The organism is Curtobacterium sp. RM9 (genome assembly GCF_054956955.1).
Genome location: NZ_CM143271.1, coordinates 3,397,487 through 3,412,996 on the forward strand (window position 1 = coordinate 3,397,487; position 15,510 = coordinate 3,412,996).

General features: G+C 67.3%; 17 protein-coding genes. 5 read left to right on the forward strand and 12 right to left on the reverse strand.

What is annotated here, in order from left to right; genetic code table 11:
- Positions 1-12 precede the first annotated feature (12 nt).
- Positions 13-1,416 carry an arsenic transporter gene (locus ACY3FI_RS16250; protein WP_462548643.1) on the reverse strand — a complete coding sequence of 468 codons (1,404 nt, stop codon included), beginning with the start codon at positions 1,414-1,416 and terminating at the stop codon, positions 13-15.
- A complete protein-coding gene (locus ACY3FI_RS16255; protein ID WP_462548644.1) occupies positions 1,416-2,819 on the reverse strand; it encodes an FAD-dependent oxidoreductase in 1,404 nt (467 codons plus the stop codon). Before ACY3FI_RS16255 ends, ACY3FI_RS16250 begins: the two co-directional genes overlap by 1 nt.
- A 116-nt stretch (positions 2,820-2,935) precedes the next feature.
- Between ACY3FI_RS16255 and ACY3FI_RS16260 the strand changes: the two genes are divergently transcribed.
- Entirely contained in the window at positions 2,936-3,289 is a 354-nt protein-coding gene (locus tag ACY3FI_RS16260; RefSeq protein WP_123680830.1) for an ArsR/SmtB family transcription factor, read from the forward strand.
- 15 nt (positions 3,290-3,304) lie between these two features.
- On the opposite strand, the gene ACY3FI_RS16265 is transcribed toward ACY3FI_RS16260, so the two are convergent.
- The gene (locus ACY3FI_RS16265) at positions 3,305-3,733 is read right to left on the reverse strand and encodes a MerR family transcriptional regulator (RefSeq protein WP_123937946.1); all 429 of its coding nucleotides are present in this window, start codon (positions 3,731-3,733) and stop codon (positions 3,305-3,307) included.
- Positions 3,734-3,842: 109 nt separating this feature from the next.
- On the opposite strand from ACY3FI_RS16265, the gene ACY3FI_RS16270 reads away from it, so the two are divergent.
- Positions 3,843-4,799, forward strand: coding sequence for a bile acid:sodium symporter (locus tag ACY3FI_RS16270; protein WP_462550377.1), 957 nt, complete (start codon positions 3,843-3,845; stop codon positions 4,797-4,799).
- A 157-nt stretch (positions 4,800-4,956) separates the two neighbouring features.
- On the opposite strand, the gene ACY3FI_RS16275 is transcribed toward ACY3FI_RS16270, so the two are convergent.
- The 9 genes from ACY3FI_RS16275 to ACY3FI_RS16315 all read right to left on the reverse strand — a co-directional run bounded on the left by ACY3FI_RS16275 (position 4,957) and on the right by ACY3FI_RS16315 (position 12,049).
- A complete protein-coding gene (locus ACY3FI_RS16275) occupies positions 4,957-5,685 on the reverse strand; it encodes a cytochrome c biogenesis CcdA family protein (RefSeq protein WP_406884296.1) in 729 nt (242 codons plus the stop codon).
- Positions 5,682-6,281 carry a signal peptidase II gene (locus tag ACY3FI_RS16280; RefSeq protein WP_123937950.1) on the reverse strand — a complete coding sequence of 200 codons (600 nt, stop codon included), beginning with the start codon at positions 6,279-6,281 and terminating at the stop codon, positions 5,682-5,684. Before ACY3FI_RS16280 ends, ACY3FI_RS16275 begins: the two co-directional genes overlap by 4 nt.
- Positions 6,278-6,892: a TlpA family protein disulfide reductase gene (locus tag ACY3FI_RS16285; RefSeq protein ID WP_462548645.1), complete on the reverse strand. Its 615-nt coding sequence runs from the start codon at positions 6,890-6,892 to the stop codon at positions 6,278-6,280. The genes ACY3FI_RS16280 and ACY3FI_RS16285 overlap by 4 nt, the downstream gene beginning before the upstream one ends.
- The gene (locus tag ACY3FI_RS16290) at positions 6,889-7,563 is read right to left on the reverse strand and encodes a DsbA family protein (RefSeq protein WP_123937954.1); all 675 of its coding nucleotides are present in this window, start codon (positions 7,561-7,563) and stop codon (positions 6,889-6,891) included. Before ACY3FI_RS16290 ends, ACY3FI_RS16285 begins: the two co-directional genes overlap by 4 nt.
- 225 nt (positions 7,564-7,788) lie before the next feature.
- Positions 7,789-9,015 carry a M23 family metallopeptidase gene (locus tag ACY3FI_RS16295; RefSeq protein WP_243648836.1) on the reverse strand — a complete coding sequence of 409 codons (1,227 nt, stop codon included), beginning with the start codon at positions 9,013-9,015 and terminating at the stop codon, positions 7,789-7,791.
- Entirely contained in the window at positions 9,012-9,605 is a 594-nt protein-coding gene (locus ACY3FI_RS16300; protein WP_165901039.1) for a copper resistance CopC family protein, read from the reverse strand. The genes ACY3FI_RS16295 and ACY3FI_RS16300 overlap by 4 nt, the downstream gene beginning before the upstream one ends.
- A 13-nt stretch (positions 9,606-9,618) precedes the next feature.
- On the reverse strand, positions 9,619-10,068 hold the full coding sequence (locus ACY3FI_RS16305; protein WP_165904629.1) for a M23 family metallopeptidase: 450 nt from the start codon (positions 10,066-10,068) through the stop codon (positions 9,619-9,621).
- 495 nt (positions 10,069-10,563) lie between these two features.
- Complete coding sequence (locus ACY3FI_RS16310) at positions 10,564-10,971, reverse strand: hypothetical protein (protein WP_123937963.1); 408 nt, start codon at positions 10,969-10,971, stop codon at positions 10,564-10,566.
- A 112-nt stretch (positions 10,972-11,083) separates the two neighbouring features.
- Entirely contained in the window at positions 11,084-12,049 is a 966-nt protein-coding gene (locus ACY3FI_RS16315) for a cytochrome c oxidase assembly protein (protein WP_123937965.1), read from the reverse strand.
- A gap of 47 nt (positions 12,050-12,096) precedes the next feature.
- On the opposite strand from ACY3FI_RS16315, the gene ACY3FI_RS16320 reads away from it, so the two are divergent.
- The 3 genes from ACY3FI_RS16320 to ACY3FI_RS16330 all read left to right on the forward strand — a co-directional run bounded on the left by ACY3FI_RS16320 (position 12,097) and on the right by ACY3FI_RS16330 (position 15,506).
- Complete coding sequence (locus ACY3FI_RS16320) at positions 12,097-12,459, forward strand: ArsR/SmtB family transcription factor (protein WP_123937967.1); 363 nt, start codon at positions 12,097-12,099, stop codon at positions 12,457-12,459.
- Positions 12,456-13,376: a cation diffusion facilitator family transporter gene (locus ACY3FI_RS16325; protein ID WP_462548646.1), complete on the forward strand. Its 921-nt coding sequence runs from the start codon at positions 12,456-12,458 to the stop codon at positions 13,374-13,376. Before ACY3FI_RS16320 ends, ACY3FI_RS16325 begins: the two co-directional genes overlap by 4 nt.
- 78 nt (positions 13,377-13,454) lie before the next feature.
- Positions 13,455-15,506, forward strand: coding sequence for a bifunctional copper resistance protein CopD/cytochrome c oxidase assembly protein (locus tag ACY3FI_RS16330; protein WP_462548647.1), 2,052 nt, complete (start codon positions 13,455-13,457; stop codon positions 15,504-15,506).
- The last annotated feature ends 4 nt before the right edge of the window (positions 15,507-15,510 follow it).

Here is a 15,510-nt window from a genome sequence, read left to right on the forward strand (position 1 = left end):
GTCTTTCCGGGTTCAGTGGATGAGGGTGAGCCAGCCGGCGAGGGCGGCGAGGGTGATGGCGAGGACGGGGATGGTGAGGACGATGCCGGTGCGGAAGTACTGCCCCCACCCGATGTGGATGCCCTTCTTCTCCAGCACGTGCAACCACAGCAGCGTCGCGAGGGAGCCGATGGGGGTGATCTTCGGGCCGAGGTCGGAGCCGATGACGTTGGCGTAGACCATCACCTCGTGCGTGAGCCCGGTCGCGCCGGCGCCGCCGATGGCGAGAGCGGCGATGAGGACGGTGGGCATGTTGTTCATCAGCGACGCGAGGATCGCGATGGTGAACCCGACACCGAGCGCGGTGACGAGGACCCCGTGGTCACCGAACACGTCGAACAGCCTCGCGAGGTAGTCGGTGAGCCCCTGGTTCTGGAGGCCGTAGACGACGAGGTACATGCCGATGGAGAACAGCACGATCTGCCACGGCGCCTCCCGGATCGTCTTCCACACCGGGATCACCCGCCCCGACGGCGCACCCGGCCCGGTGCTGCCTGCGCTGACGGTGGCAGTACCGCCGGTTGCGACGAGGACCGGTGCGGCCTCGGCACGAGCGAAGAGGAACGCGGGCTGCCGTGAAGCCACGGCAACGATGACGACGGCTCCGACGCCGGCGACAGCGGCGAGCGGGACGCCGAGCGGGTCGGCGGCGAAGTAGCCGACGAGCAGCAGCGCCAGGACGACCCAGCCGGCACGGAACGTCGCCCGGTCCGTGATCGCTGCGGCGGGGCTGGTGAGGGCGAGGACGTCGTACCGCTTCGGGATGCTCCTGCCGAAGTAGAGCAGCAGCATCTCGAGGGAGGCCAGGACGGAGACGATGCCGACGGGAATCATGACGGCGGCGTACTCGGCGAAGCCGAGGTGGAAGTAGTCCGCGGAGACGATGTTGACCAGGTTCGACACCACCAACGGCAAGCTGCCGGTGTCCGCGATGAACCCGGTCGCGAGGATGAACCCGAGCGCCGCCTTCTGCGGCATGTTCAGTGCGCGGAGCATCCCGACGACGATCGGGGTGAGGATCAGCGCGGCCCCGTCGTTGGCGAACACCGCCGCGATGACCGCGCCGAGGCCCACGATCAGCACGAAGAGCAGCCGTCCGTTGCCGCGGCCCCAACGGGCGACGTGAAGGGCCGCCCACTCGAAGAACCCGGCCTCGTCGAGGATCAACGAGATCAGCACCACCGCGACGAACGTCAGCGTCGCGTTCCACACGATCCCGACCACGGTCGGAATGTCGGAGAGGCCGACGACGGTGGTGGCGAGGGCGATGACGGCGCCGATGAGCGCGGTGTAGCCGATCGGGAACCCCTTGGGCTGCCAGATCACCACCACGAGCGTCGCGACGAAAATCGCCGCAGCGACCACAGCCAGCACCATCAGGCGCTCACCCCAGCCTGATTCACTGCAGCCTGGTTCGCCGCTGCGGCGGCGCGTTCCCAGCCCTGCGCGGCGACCTGCACAGCGTCCCACGGGGACCCGAGCGGCGGCGTGTAACTGAGGTCAAGATCGATGACGTCGTCCACGGTGAGCTCCGCGTGGAGGGCGGTGGCGAACGTGTCGATGCGCTTGCTGATCTCCGCGGTCCGCTGCCCGACGATCTGCGCACCGAGGAGCCGCCCGGTGGCCTGGTCGCCGGTGACGCTGATCGTCAGCGGGACGGCGCCCGGATAGTACCGCTTGTGGTCATCCGCGACCGTCACCCGCGTCAGCGGAGACACCTCCAGTGGGCCGGTCTCGTGCTGGCGGAGGCCGGTGCGGGCGGCGACGAGGTCGAACACCTTCACCACCTGCGTCCCCACCGACCCGGCGAACGTCTTCGAGCCGCCGAGCATGTTCTCCCCGGCGACGCGGCCCTGCTTGTGCGCCGTCGTCCCGAGCGGCAACCACGTGGTGCCGAGGAGGCGGTGGTGCGTCACGACGCAGTCCCCGGCCGCCCACACATGCGGCACCCCGGTCCGCATGCTGGCGTCGACGACGATCGCACCGGCCTGGCCCAGCTGCACGCCGGCAGCGACGGCAAGGCCCGTGACCGGGCGGACGCCGACGCAGACGACCACCAGCGCGAACGTGCCCTCCGTGTCACCAGACGCGGAGCCGGTGGCGACGCGCCACTGCCCACCGCCTGCCGGGGTGATCCCGGTGACGGTGGAACCGGTCAGCACGGTCGCGCCGTGGCGTCGGACCTCGGCGGTGACGAGGGACCCGAGTTCCGGGTCGAGGGTAGAGAGCACTTCCGGACCACGCTGGATCAACGTCGTGTCGAACCCACGGGCGACGAGCCCTTCGGTCATCTCCAGGCCGATGTAGCCAGCACCGACCACCGCGACCCGGCTCCCCGCCGGCAGCAGCTCGAGGGCAGCAACGACCTGCTCGGCGTCAGTCATGGAGTGCAGCAGGTGGATGCCCGGTTCCCCGAACGGCACGCCGGCCGGACGGACCGGTTCCGCGCCCGTGCCGATCAGCAGCTCGTCGTACGCGATCTCCTCGTCCCCGGTGGGGCCGGTGACGGTGAGGCGGCGCCCGTCGACGTCGACACTCGAGGCCCAGGTGGAGGAGCGGACGGTCATGCCGGCGGCCTCGAGATCAGCACGGGTGCGGTGCGCGAGGGACGCTTCCGTGGCGACGTCGCCGGACACCCAGTACGGGATGCCGCAGATGGAGAAGTTCGGGAACTCGTCCGCGAGCACCACCGTCACAGCCGTCGACGGGTCAAGTTCACGGGCGCGGAGCGCGGCGGCGATGCCGGCGTCGCTGCCGCCGACGGCGAGGAGGTGAGTCATCAGGCTGGTCCTTCACGGATCGAGCGGGAACCGGAACCCGGCGAGTACATCGAAGCACGTCGATATCGACCATCGCAAATATAGACGCGTGTCAAAGTCCGTGGGAGGATGAATCCATGACGATCGAGCTGCTTCCCATCCAGGACGTCACCGCGTGCTGCTCGCCCGTCACCACCGAGGCCATGGACCAGGCATCCGCCGAGGTCCTCGCGAAGTCACTCAAAGCGATCGCCGACCCGGCCCGGCTCCGGCTCATCTCGATGGTCGCCGCGCACGACGGCGCCGAAGCATGCGTGTGCGACCTGCAGGAACCGCTCGGCCTCTCGCAGCCGACCGTCTCCCACCACCTCAAGGTGCTCGTCGACGCCGGAATCCTCCACCGCGAGAAGCGTGGCACGTGGGCGTACTTCTCCCTCGTGCCCGGCGCGCTCGATACCCTCGCCGGCCTCATCACCGCACCGACGCGCTAACCCTCGGCCGCGCGGTTACCTTCCGGGACGCCGGGCAGTTGCGCCGATGCCGTCGGCGATGACGCACTGCGTGCTGCAGTGCTCGTCACGGTCCGGGCATCCCGCGAAGTCCTGATCCGCTTGCGCCAACCGCCCGCGGAGCTGCTGCAGTCGGGCGATCTTGTCGTCGATCTCCTGAAGACGTCGGGCGAGGACGGGACGCATGGTGTCGCGGACGTCCGTGCAGGATCGGGTATCAACCGTGACGAGGTGCGCGGCGACGTCGACGAGGGAGAGGCCGAGCTCCTTGCTCGCCTGGATGAACCCGACCCGGTCGATCGCGGCGTCGTCGTAGTCGCGGTACCCGTTCTCGAGCCGGCGGCTGCCGATCAGGCCAAGGGACTCGTAGTACCGCAGCGTGGTCGCTGCGACACCGGTTCTGCGGCTGGCTTCCGAGATGCGCACGTCAGCAGCGTACGGCTTGACCTTCCAGCGCACTGGAACGTTTAGGGTCAACGTTCGTGCACACCCCTGATGCGGCCGGAGCGTTCCGGTGAAGCGGCTCGTCTCCGCGATGGAGGCTCACCAGATCCTGCTCTACCTGGCCGCGATCGCCATCGGCGCCGGAGCCGGACTGGTGCTGCCTGGAGCGGAGCGCCTCGAGGTCGGTATCAACCCCGTCCTCGGACTTCTGCTCTACGCGACGTTCCTCGGGGTGCCGTTCGCCGTGATCGGACGAGCGGTCCGAGACGTTCGCTTCCTCGGCACGGTGCTCGTGCTGAACTTCGTCGTCGTGCCGGTCGTGGTGTTCGCGCTGTCCCGGTTCGTTGCCGGCGACCCGCCACTGCTCTTCGGCGTGCTGCTGGTGCTGCTGACACCATGCATCGACTACGTCATCGTGTTCTCCGGCCTCGCCGGCGGTGCGTCCGCGCGGCTGCTCGCGGCGGCACCCCTGCTGATGTTGATGCAGATCCTGTTGCTCCCCGTCTACCTGCTGCTGTTCATCGGCCCCACCGGGGTCGCCGCAGTCGACATCGGACCGTTCGTCGAAGCGTTCCTCGTCCTGATCGTCTTGCCGCTGGCCGCAGCCGCGGCGACGCAGGCACTCGCGAAGCGGACGCGTTTCGGCCAACGTGTTGAGGGGCTGATGCAGGGCCTGATGGTGCCCCTAATGATGGCGACCCTGTTCGTTGTCGTCGCTTCACAGGCGGGCGCCGTCGCCGAGAACGTCACCCGGCTCATCGTGCTGGTACCCATCTACGGGACGTTCCTGGCGGTGATGGCCGCACTCGGGACGATCGCCGGCAGAATCGCCAGGCTCGACGTCCCCAGCCGGCGCGCGCTGGTGTTCAGCGGTGCCACGCGGAACTCCCTGGTCGTCCTCCCGCTCGCACTCGCACTCCCACCCGACCTCGGCCTCGCACCGGTCGTCGTGGTGACGCAGACCCTCGTCGAGCTCGTCGGCATGATCATCTACGTACGGCTGGTACCTTGGCTCGTTCCAGCCAGAGTCGGGCCAATGACCACTTGATGCTGGGTCCTGCAGCGGTCGACCACCATTTCGTCAGCGCGGACGAGGCGGCTTCGGCGACGGTGTGCGCGGGGCACCATAGAGGCGACGAGCGACGAGCGACGTGTGGTCGGCGGGTCACTGCGAGATCCACGAGCTGGGTGGGGAGTTCCGGGGGTTACAGGACAACTGTTGTGTTCGCGATCATGCCTTGCAGGATGGACATGATGAGGGTCCAGACCCCGGTCAGCATGGCGATCCCGGTGGCGATGAGGATGCATCCGCCGAGGAGATTGATCGCCCGGATGTGGGTCCGTAGGAACGTCACGGTTCGGCTGGCCCATCCGAAGCCGGCAGCGACGATGATGAAGGGAATGCCGAGGCCGAGGCAGTAGGCCAAGCCGAGGGCTGCGCCGCGGAGTCCTGTACCGGAGTCGAGGCTGAGAGCGGTGATGGTCGCGAGGGTGGGACCAAAGCAGGGCGTCCAGCCCAATCCGAACGTTGCGCCTAGGAGTGGTGCTCCGAGGAGACCGGGTCGCGGTCTCCATGATGTTCGGACGGTCCGTTGGAGTGGACGGAAGAGCCCGATGAACGCGGCTCCCATAATGATGACGATGAGCCCCAGGATGCGGATGATGACGTCCTGCCATCGGAACAGCCACGCGCCAGCGGTGCCGAATGCTGCACCGTAGGCGACGAACACCAGTCCGAACCCGACGACGAAGAGTGCGGCTCCGCCGAGAGTGCGTCGCGTTGTGACCGTGGACGCGGAGCCACTGACGAAGCCGAGGTACCCCGGCACCAGCGGAAGAACGCATGGGGACGCGAACGAAATGAGCCCGGCGAGCATGGCAATCGGAACGGCAGCCAGCATCTGCCCACTGAAGACTGTCTCCTGCAACGTCATCGAGGCTCCTGGTTTCGGGGCTCGGTGGGGTAGTCGGAGGCGCCGGGAGGGCCGTCTTTGCCGTTTTGGGATCGGGGGTTCGGGGACCGAGAGAAGGTGACCGCGAGGATGACGACGCCGACGAGGATGGCGATGTCCGCAACGTTGCCGATCGCGATGTCGGCGTAGTTGATCATGTCGACGACGGCACCTTCGCCGATGTTCTGCCCGCGGGTGAGCCGGTCGCTGAGGTTGCTGGCTGCGCCACCGATCAGACAGCCGACACCGACAGCGATGATGAGTCGGAGGCCGGTCGCCGCCCACACCAGCAGGCTGGCTATCACGAGTGCTGCGAGGACGGAGAGTATCCAGGTTCGTCCTTCTGCGAGAGAGAACGCCGCTCCACGGTTGAACGCAAGTTGCAAGCCGACGAGGTCACCGAGGACGGGGAGGGTCCGGTGCGGGTCGAGGTGCCAGAGCGCCCACAGCTTGGTCTGCTGATCCACGGCCGCGACGAGGACTGCGACCCCGATGACCGTCGCGAGGGAGCGCCCGCGCTGAGAACCTGGGCTGCGGTCGGCGTCGGTCTGGTGACCTGGCGGGGGGTTGTTCCTCACGCTCGGGTGAGTTCGTCTTCGATGAGTGTGGCGAGGGTTCCCGGCCCGCCGATAGCTCCGAGGATCCGCACGGCGACCCTGCCTCGCACGTCGAGAACGATCGTGGTGGGGACAGCGTTTGGCGCCACGTCGCCGGAGAGCGCGAGTTGCATGCGACCGGTGTCGTTGTCGAGGATCGACGGGTACGTCACGTTGAAGCGGCGTTCGAAGGCTTCCGCTGTGCCCTGCGCGTCGCGGACGTTGACGCCGATGAACTGTACGTCTCGGTTTGCGAAGCGCTCCGCGACCTTGTTGAGGTGCTTCGCCTCAGCGCGGCAGGGCGGGCAGGAGGCGTACCAGAAGTTGAGAACGACGACCTGCCCGCGGAGCTCCTCGCTGTTCAGCTGCGTGCCGTCCATCGCGGTCTCGTCAAACTGTACCGGAGCGCTCCGGTTGGACGTTGGCACCTGCGTCACGGTGCCGTCGCCGGAGACGTAGTTCTTCGTTTCGCCGCCGCGGTACTGCGAGCTCAGCGTGCCGTTCTGCCCGCCAGCGCATCCCGCCAGCAGCATCACCGCCATGATCGCCGCCGTTGCGGGCGCGGCTCGTCGCCAAGATGGCCGGCGGGTCATCGACTTTCCTGCACAGCGGCGTCCACTGCGGTCTGCAGGTCAGCGTAGGTCTGCAGGGGAACCACTTCGCCGTTGATGAAGAACGTGGGTGTGCTGTTCACGCCCAGTGTCGTTCCGAGATTGACGTCTCGTTGAATGCGCTCGAGCACAGTCTTGCTGGTGACGTCGCGGTCGTAGCGGCTCATGTTCAGGCCGAGGTCTTTGGCGTAGCCGCGGAATCGTTCGGCCTGAGAGTCGGTGCCTCGCTCGCCCCACTCCTTTTGCGTCTCGTACATGCGCTGGTACATGCCCTCAACCTTGTTCTGCTGGGCGGCAGCCTCGACGGCGGCGGCAGCGGTGCGGGAGTTGCCATGGCCGGGGAGGGGGAAGTACCGGAACCCGAAGGTGACGTCACCTTCGTACTTCTTGCGGAGGTCCTCGACGTAGGGGTAGAACGCCGCGCATGCTTCGCATTCGAAGTCGAGGAATTCGACAACGGTGACGGAGCCCTTGCCAGGGGGCCCGAGGACCCGTGTTGGCGTGACGGCACCGGTTGGGCTCGAGGACGCCGCTGTTGCTGCGGTCGGCGCGGAGGGAACGTAGGCGCGGATGACGAAGACGGCGATGACGATCAGGACGAGTGCGCCGGCGATGAGGCCGGAAACGACACCGATGCGGGTGCTACGAGTCATGAGGTCCCTTTGCTGGGTTGGGAGCGGGGGCGCCGCGTCGAGCGGAACGTGCGAGCAGGAGAACGGTGGCGTGTCCGATGAGGGCGAGCCCGAAGCAGACCGCGCCAATGACGTAGATGCCGCCGGGCCCTGGGCCGTCGCGGAGCAGCATCACGCCGCACACTGCAACGGTGATCGTCAGGACAACGACTTGCACGGCGGACCACGTCGCCCGAATGGGCCCCATCACGCCCCCTTGCCATTGAGGAACGGGGTTGGTGGGATCGCGGTACCGCCCTGACGCACCTCGAAGTGCAGGTGACAGCCAGTGGAGAGTCCGGCATTGCCGACTTCCGCGATTTTCTGTCCGGCGCTGACACGCTGCCCGACAGCAACTTGCACCCCGGCAGGGAACATGTGCGCGTAGTTGGTGGTGACGCCGCCGCCGTGGTCAACCGTGATGAGGTTCCCGTAGCCGCCGTACGGGCCGGCGTAGGTGACGGTGCCGGCGGATGCGGCGTAGAGGCCGGTGCCGCATGCGGCTCCGAAGTCGTCGCCTGCGTGGAGGCGGTAGTAGCCCAGTACGGGGTGCAGCCGGTTGCCGTACGCCTGGTACGAGCGGTACGACGTGATTGGCATCGTCCAACCGGATGCGGAAACCGCGCCGGGGTTCGACGGGGTCTGTGGACGGTTCTGCGCGGCTTGTGCTGCAGCAGCCGCCGCGGCGGCTCGTGCAGCTGCAGCGCGGCGCCGCTCCGCCTCCGTGTATGCCGCCTCCGTGCTCAGCGTCCGGTTGCGCAGCACCGCGAGCTGGTCGTTGAGTTCCCGCTGGCGGCTGCGCTGGGTGGCCTCCGCAGCGGCGGCTTCTGCAGCGGCCGTTGACGCTGCGGTGAAGGCGCCGGCAGCGGTGTTCCGGAGCTGGTCCCGCTTCCGTTTCGCTGCCTTCGCTTGCTTACTCAACGCCGTCGCGGTCCCAGCCTTGGTCGCGGCGTCTCGGAGCGTGGTGTTCATGGTGTCGGTGACTTTGGACGCCGTGCCCAGACGAGAGAGGAGATCGTCAGTGTCCGCCGTGATACTCACCGTGAGATCGCGTCCTGCCGACCGGGAGAGATACGCCGACCAGGACGCGATCTGCTCCTCCGCGCCGGCGGCGTCCGCTCGTGCATCATCGGCCTGCGCGGTGAGCGTGTCGAAGCGGCCCGCCGCAGCGTCTGCGGCATCCTGAGCGACTTGCAGCTCCCGTCCGCGAGCATCAGCGGCCGCCTTGGCCGTCACGGTCGTGTCCTCGAGTTCCGTGACGAGCGCTGCGATCTGCTCGGCCTGCCGGGAGGCGGCCGCCTCATCGCCTCGAGCGCGGAGCACGTCCGCCCAGCTCGGTGCCGGTGCCGTTGCCGCCGCCGCGGGTACTGCAGGCAGCGCAGCGATGACGATCGCGATGATGGTCGCCGCGGCGACCGTGGTGCGCCGCATCATTCGGGAGCCTTTGGACGGCGGCGGGTGATGAGCAGGATCCCGACGACCGCGAGGACGAACAGCCCGGTCAGACCGCCAAGGGCCCAGATCGCCGGACTGGTGTCCCTCCCTCCGCCCTGCGCTGCGGCCGTTGCTCGTGCGGTCGGAGAGGCGCTTGTCGGTGTTGCCGATGGCGTAGTGGCCCGTGCCGTCGGTGTGGCAGATGCGGTGCTGCCGGTGGAGGTGAACTGGTAGCCACCGGAGATCGGGTGCCCATCAACCGAGACGCTCCGCCAGGCAAGGTTGTACGTGCCGGGGGCGGTGACATTGACGGATTTGGTGAGGGTGCTGCCGTCGACTTCCAATGTGCCCGTGGTGACTTCGGCGCCGTTGGGTCCGGTGACGCTGATCACTAGTCCGGATTCCAGCCCCGCCAAGGGCTGCTCGGAGAACGTCAGGGTGACCGTGTCGAGGTCGCCGCTGATGGTGGTGTCTGCGGCGGGCGTTGCTGATGAAAGTGCGTCGTGCGCACTTGCCGGGGCAGCAATGGTCAGTGCTGTGGCGAGCACGGTTGCCGGGATGAAGATTGCGATGAGGGTGCGAAGTCGCACGGGTGCCTTCCTGTTAGAAGTTGCGGCCGGCGTTGCTGCGCAGCCACGCTGCCGGGTCGATGGGAGTGGCGCCGCCCTGATGCACCTCGAGGTGCAGGTGCGCGCCGGTACTCCGGCCAGAAGATCCGACAAGCCCGACTCGAGCGCCAGCGGCGACGCGTTGCCCCGTCCGGAGCGGGGATGAACCGATGATCATGTGGGCGTACAGGGTAGATACGAGCTGCCCGCCGACCTGGTGGTCGATGATCACGTACTGCCCGAACTCAGAGTGCATGCCGGAGACGCGGACCACGCCCGCGGCGACCGCACCGATGGGAGTTCCAGCTCCGGGGGTGAGGTCGAGGCCCTGATGCGCTGTCGAGCAGGTGGCGCATGGCGCGATGCGATATCCGAAGCCGGAGCTCTGCGGCACCGGACCGGGGAACGGCCAGCGAACATCGCCCCCGCCGGTGACGGCGCCCACCTCACCGGCCGCGGTAGCCGGTGCGCTGCCGACCACTGTTGGGGTGCTGACGGTGAAGGAGTCGCGTTGGGCAGTTGGGTCCAATGCGGCGGCTGCTACCTGGAGGCTCTGCCCGCTCACACCGGGGGTGAGGGCTGTCGCCGGCGCGGCCACGGACGCCGTTGCCGGCCCGGGCAGTGCGGCAGTTGCGAAGAGCACGACGGCTGCTGCCGCACTGGTCAACACCAGCTGCGAGGAGACAGCCCTCCTCGGGCGAGCGGGGGAGGGCGCGCCGGCGATGGGTCGCGGACGGGGAAGTGGCCGGTGTTGGAGCTGCCGAGGGGTGCGTGCTCGCTGGGCGTGGCGTTCAGCGTCGAGGGCTGCGCGTCGCGTGAGGGGAGTTGGGGAATCGGGTACGAGGGCGGTCTGGTTCGTCACAGGTCTGCAGGAAGGCTTCCGTTAAGCGGGCAGGACGCTTTTGACGTCCCCGCGTTGCGGGGTCGTCCGGAAGGAGAATCAGACGCGTGCGATCGACAGGACCGTCAGCGAGACCGCTGTCTGGTCGTGCCGGATGAGCCGCGGCCGCAGTCTGGCGAGGACCCGGGACAAGGAGAACAACGGCCGGCGGAGGTCGTGCGCGAGCAGTGCCAGGACGAGGCCGGCACTCATCACCAACGCCGCCAGCCCCAACAATGCGCAGAAGATTCCACTGACGCCCTCATGCTGGTCCACGTGGGCGGTACCGGAGGTGCCCTGTTCCAGTTCGGACACGGTAGATGCGCCAGTGAGGCTCGCCACCGGGTCGTCCGTGTGCGCGGCCAGGTTTTGCAACGTCATCGCACCGAGCAACAACAGAACGGCTGCGATCACCGCGGTGGCAGCACGAAGCAGCCGGAGCGGGAGGAGGTGGCGAAGTGTCGTCATGATGAGGATGGCCCGATCGGTGCGGCCGCATCCATTGTGCAGGACGCTGTCAAGGGGTACAGGTGAGTTCGCTGGGTGTGTCCGGGGTGCCTGAGCATGCGGTGCCGGTGGGTCATCCGTGCTGCTCGTGGGGTGAGGTTGTTCGTCCTTGCAGCCGTGCGAGGTGCGCGTTGTAGGCCTCGAGGTCCGGGTCACCATCGCGATCGATCTCACGGTCCCGCTCTCGACTCTTCCGGGATTCGTGGCGGAACCAGCTGGTCATCAGGATCAGCACTAGGGCGAGTGAGGGTGCTTCCCCATACGACCACGCAAGGCCGCCCGCGAACGCTTGGTCGCCGACTGCGGTGATGCCCCAGGAGGCAGGAATGTTGGTGAACGCGGGTACGAGTGGCACGGTCGCCATCATCAGGATCACTCCGAAGAAGGCGTGCAGCGGCATCTCCAGGAACGCATCCAGGAGTCGGCCGAGGTGCCCTTGTCGGCGTGGCAGTGGGTCGGTTGGGATCAGCGGGGCGGTGAAGAGCACTCCAGCGGCGAGGAATGCGAGCTCGAGGCCGACATGTCCGGCCCACGTCTGGAGGAGGGCGTCCGCGGCGCTGGTGAGGTAGAGGCCGTAGAAGGTGATGAGGAACAGCGGGATCATGAACCCGGGATGCAGCAAGAACCGGCCGAGCCGTGACCGCAGCCCGAACACCGCCGTCTGCAACACCAGCCGACCGGGACCTCGATGCGGTGTTGCTCGGAGGAGCAACGTGCCCGGTGCGCCGAGGACAAGCAGTAGCGGAACCGTCATCATCAGTGTGAGCTGCTGGAACATGAACGCGGAGAACAGTACGAAGCCGTACCCCTCGATGCCGGCACCCATCGTGACGGCAAGCAGTCCGCATCCGGTCAGGAACAGCACGCCACGCCACACCGGCCACGTTCGGCGTTGCAGTCGTAAGCGTAGCCATCCGGTCACGTACCCAGCAGCGAGCAGCACCGCGATGACAGGGATCACGGGCACGGGCTGCAACGTCGGTGCGAGCAACGCAGCGACAGTCGGCGGTGCGGTCGGTATCCACGCCAACGGTTCCATGCCACCCGACGGTAGACACACCACCATCAACATGCAACTATATTCGCATGAGCGAATACACGAATGTTGGGCAGGCGGAGTTCGATGACGCGCACGTCGAACTAGCCGCAGAGATCTTCGCGATGCTCGCCGACCCGACACGTATCCGCCTCGTCCTCGCACTGCGTGAGGAAGAGATGCCGGTGGGGCATCTCGCTGCCGTCGTCGACCGGTCGCAGGCTGCCGTGTCTCAGCACCTCGCGAAGCTGCGCATGGCCCGCATGGTCACCACTCGGCAAGACGGCAACCGGGTCTACTACCGCCTCGCGAACGACCACGCGAACAAGCTCGTGCACGATGCGATCTTCCAGGCCGAGCACACCGTCGGCGACGTGGTCCGTCACCACCACAACACGGAGCACGACGCATGAGCACCTCACACGACCACGGCATCGACGCGCACGCGGTGAACCGCCGCCGGCTCGCGATCGCGTTCGGCATCACCGCGACGATTCTCGTCGCGGAGGTCGTCGGCGCGATCGCCACGAACAGCCTCGCGCTCCTCGTCGACGCAGCGCACATGCTCACCGACGCCGGCGGGCTAGCCACCGCTCTCGTTGCAGCGAACCTCGCACGACGACCCGCGACCGCGAAGCGCACCTGGGGCTTCGCCCGAGCCGAGGTGCTCTCCGCCACAGGACAGGCGGCAGTCCTGCTCGCGGTCGGACTGTTCGTCCTCATCGAAGGGGTGCAGCGGCTCTTCGCGCCCCCGGAGATCGCTTCCGGCGGGCTGCTCGTCTTCGGCATCATCGGCCTCGCCGGCAACATCGCGTCGATCCTGGTGCTCGCCTCCGGCCGGAACGCGAACTTCAACCTGCGCGCTGCGTTCCTCGAAGTCCTCAACGACGCTCTCGGATCGGTCGCCGTCATCATCGCAGCGATCGTCATCGCCATCACCGGTTGGGGCGGGGCTGATGCCATTGCAGGTCTCCTCATCGGCATACTCATTCTGCCGCGGGCGTTCAAGCTGCTCCGAGAGACCCTGAATGTGCTGCTGGAGGCCACCCCCACGGGCCTGAACCTCGACGACGTCCGCGCACACCTGCTCGAGCGGAAACACGTGATTGACGTGCACGATCTCCACGCGTCCCAAATCGCGACCGGCCTTCCGGTGCTCACCGCGCATGTCAGCATCGACTCCGCATGCTTCACCGACGGCAGCGTGCCGGCCTTGCTCGACGACCTGCAGCGGTGCGTCGCGGAACACTTCGATGTCAGTGTTGAGCACTCCACGTTCCAGCTGGAACCGGCTGGACACAGCCAACACGAACACACCCCCCACGTCTGATCCCGCGCATCTACCTCCGCCCCTGAGCCTGCTGCGCACCAAGGAAACAGCGGCCCGACAACGACTTGTGATGACCCATTGACTGACACGAACCACCGCTCGGCAGACACGCGCACCGCACCCATTGAGGTAGCGCCCGACACCGTGGCAGTTCGCTCGACACTCACCGTCTCAGTGCCACTCGCACTGGCATGCGCGCTGCTCGGGCTCACCCTGACCGGGGCGCTCGGGGAAGCAACACAGCTCGTCGACGCCGGCCGGCTTGTCGACTACGGCCTACCTGTCGCGCGAGTGGTCCACGACGCCATGGCTGCAGTGACGATCGGGCTGCTCATCGTCGCAGCGTTCGCGCTGCCCGGTCAGCGGAAGGAACGGGGCCGGCTCTCCTGGATGCAGTACCGGGCCGCACGCTGGGCGGCGTGGAGCGGCGCGCTGTGGTTCCTCGCCGCCGTGGCCGGAATCGTGTTCACCGGCGCCAACACCATCGGCGCGCCGATCACGAGCTCCGTGTTCGCCCGAACTTTTCCGGAGTTCCTCTTCCGCCTGGAAGCCGGTCAGGTGTACCTCGTCTCCGCAACCGCGGTCCTGGTCGCCACGATCATCGCCGCCTCCGCAACACGTGTGACCAGCATCGCCGTCGCGACGGTCTTCGCCATCTTCGCCCTCCTGCCGCTGTCGCTGTCGGGTCACGCAGCTGGATCCCTCGAGCACGCCAACGCCGTGAACTCCCTCGCGATCCACCTAATCGGCGTATGTGTCTGGGTTGGCGGGCTCACCGCGGTACTGCTGCTGCGCACGATGACCCAGGGCAGCACCGGCCGTGTTGTCGCTCGCTACTCGACCCTCGCCGGCTGGTCCTTCGCCGCTGTTGCCTTCTCCGGAATCGTCAACGCGGCACTCCGACTCACCGGCCCCGTCGACCTGATCACCACCTCATACGGCTGGCTGATCACCGTCAAAGCATCGGCGCTCATCCTTCTCGGCATCGCCGGCGTCGCGCAGCGCAGAAAACTCGTGCCAGGGCTTCTCCGCGACCCCGCCAACCGTCGGCTGTTCGTCCGGTTCGCTCTCGCCGAGATAATTTTCATGGCGGTCGCGATCGGCGCCTCCGTCGCGGTGTCCCGGAGCCAACCGCCGATCCCGCAGACGCCGGAAACCGGGGCAGACACACGTGACGGGCTGATCGGGTTCACCTACCCGCCCACCCAGACCCTGCAGAACTTCCTGAGCGCGTGGCACTGGGACTGGGCATGGACCGCTCTCGCCCTCATCGGCATCGGCTGGTACCTCTTCGCCGTCCGCAAGCTCCACAAGCGCGGCGACAGCTGGCCGGTCGGTCGGACAATCAGCTGGGTCACGGGCTGCCTGATTTTTATCTGGACGATGAACGGCGGCCCCGCCGTTTACGGCATGATCCACTTCTCCTCGCACATGATCCAGCACATGCTGCTGATGATGTTCGTCCCGCTGCCGCTCGTGCTCGGCGGCCCGGTGCTCCTTGCGCTGCGCACGCTGCCGGTCCGCAACGACGGCTCACGCGGCGCCCGTGAGTGGCTGATGCTCTTCGTACACTCCCGCTGGATGCAGTTCCTCGGCAAGCCCGCCGTCGCTGGGATCATCTTCGCCGGGTCCCTTGTGGTGTTCTACTTCACCCCGGCGTTCCAAGCCTCGATGCAGTCACACGAGTGGCACATCGTCATGGTCGTCCACTTCGTGCTGAGCGGCTACCTATTCTTCTGGGTCTTCGTCGGCATCGACCCGGGCCCGCAACGGCCCGCCTACCCGATCCTCATCATCGCGCTCCTGGCGACAATGGCGTTCCACGCGTTCTTCGGCGTCGCAGTGATGACCTCAACCGAGGTCTACGCACTCGACTGGTTCCGCGCACTCGGGCAAACCAACGAAGCCGCACTCCTCGCTGACCAGCACACCGGCGGCGGCATCGCCTGGGGCGCGTCCGAACTGCCGATGGTGTTCGTCGCACTGCTCGTCGTGCGGAACTGGGTCAAGTCAGACAAACGCGACGCCAAACGCCTGGACCGTCAGGCGCAACGCGACGGCGACGCTGAGCTTCGCGCCTACAACGAACAGCTCGCCGCGATGAACGGGCGAGATCGCTCGCGCGAGTGATCTC

Bases quoted from the DNA above. Each gene is read 5' to 3' on its own strand.
- ACY3FI_RS16250 (WP_462548643.1), bottom strand. From the start codon at position 1,416: ATGGTGCTGGCTGTGGTCGCTGCGGCGATTTTCGTCGCGACGCTCGTG.
- ACY3FI_RS16255 (WP_462548644.1), bottom strand. From the start codon at position 2,819: ATGACTCACCTCCTCGCCGTCGGCGGCAGCGACGCCGGCATCGCCGCC.
- ACY3FI_RS16260 (WP_123680830.1), top strand. From the start codon at position 2,936: ATGACGATCGAGCTGCTTCCCATCCAGGACGTCACCGCGTGCTGCTCG.
- ACY3FI_RS16270 (WP_462550377.1), top strand. From the start codon at position 3,843: ATGGAGGCTCACCAGATCCTGCTCTACCTGGCCGCGATCGCCATCGGC.
- ACY3FI_RS16275 (WP_406884296.1), bottom strand. From the start codon at position 5,685: ATGACGTTGCAGGAGACAGTCTTCAGTGGGCAGATGCTGGCTGCCGTT.
- ACY3FI_RS16285 (WP_462548645.1), bottom strand. From the start codon at position 6,892: ATGACCCGCCGGCCATCTTGGCGACGAGCCGCGCCCGCAACGGCGGCG.
- ACY3FI_RS16290 (WP_123937954.1), bottom strand. From the start codon at position 7,563: ATGACTCGTAGCACCCGCATCGGTGTCGTTTCCGGCCTCATCGCCGGC.
- ACY3FI_RS16295 (WP_243648836.1), bottom strand. From the start codon at position 9,015: ATGATGCGGCGCACCACGGTCGCCGCGGCGACCATCATCGCGATCGTC.
- ACY3FI_RS16310 (WP_123937963.1), bottom strand. From the start codon at position 10,971: ATGACGACACTTCGCCACCTCCTCCCGCTCCGGCTGCTTCGTGCTGCC.
- ACY3FI_RS16315 (WP_123937965.1), bottom strand. From the start codon at position 12,049: ATGGAACCGTTGGCGTGGATACCGACCGCACCGCCGACTGTCGCTGCG.
- ACY3FI_RS16320 (WP_123937967.1), top strand. From the start codon at position 12,097: ATGAGCGAATACACGAATGTTGGGCAGGCGGAGTTCGATGACGCGCAC.
- ACY3FI_RS16325 (WP_462548646.1), top strand. From the start codon at position 12,456: ATGAGCACCTCACACGACCACGGCATCGACGCGCACGCGGTGAACCGC.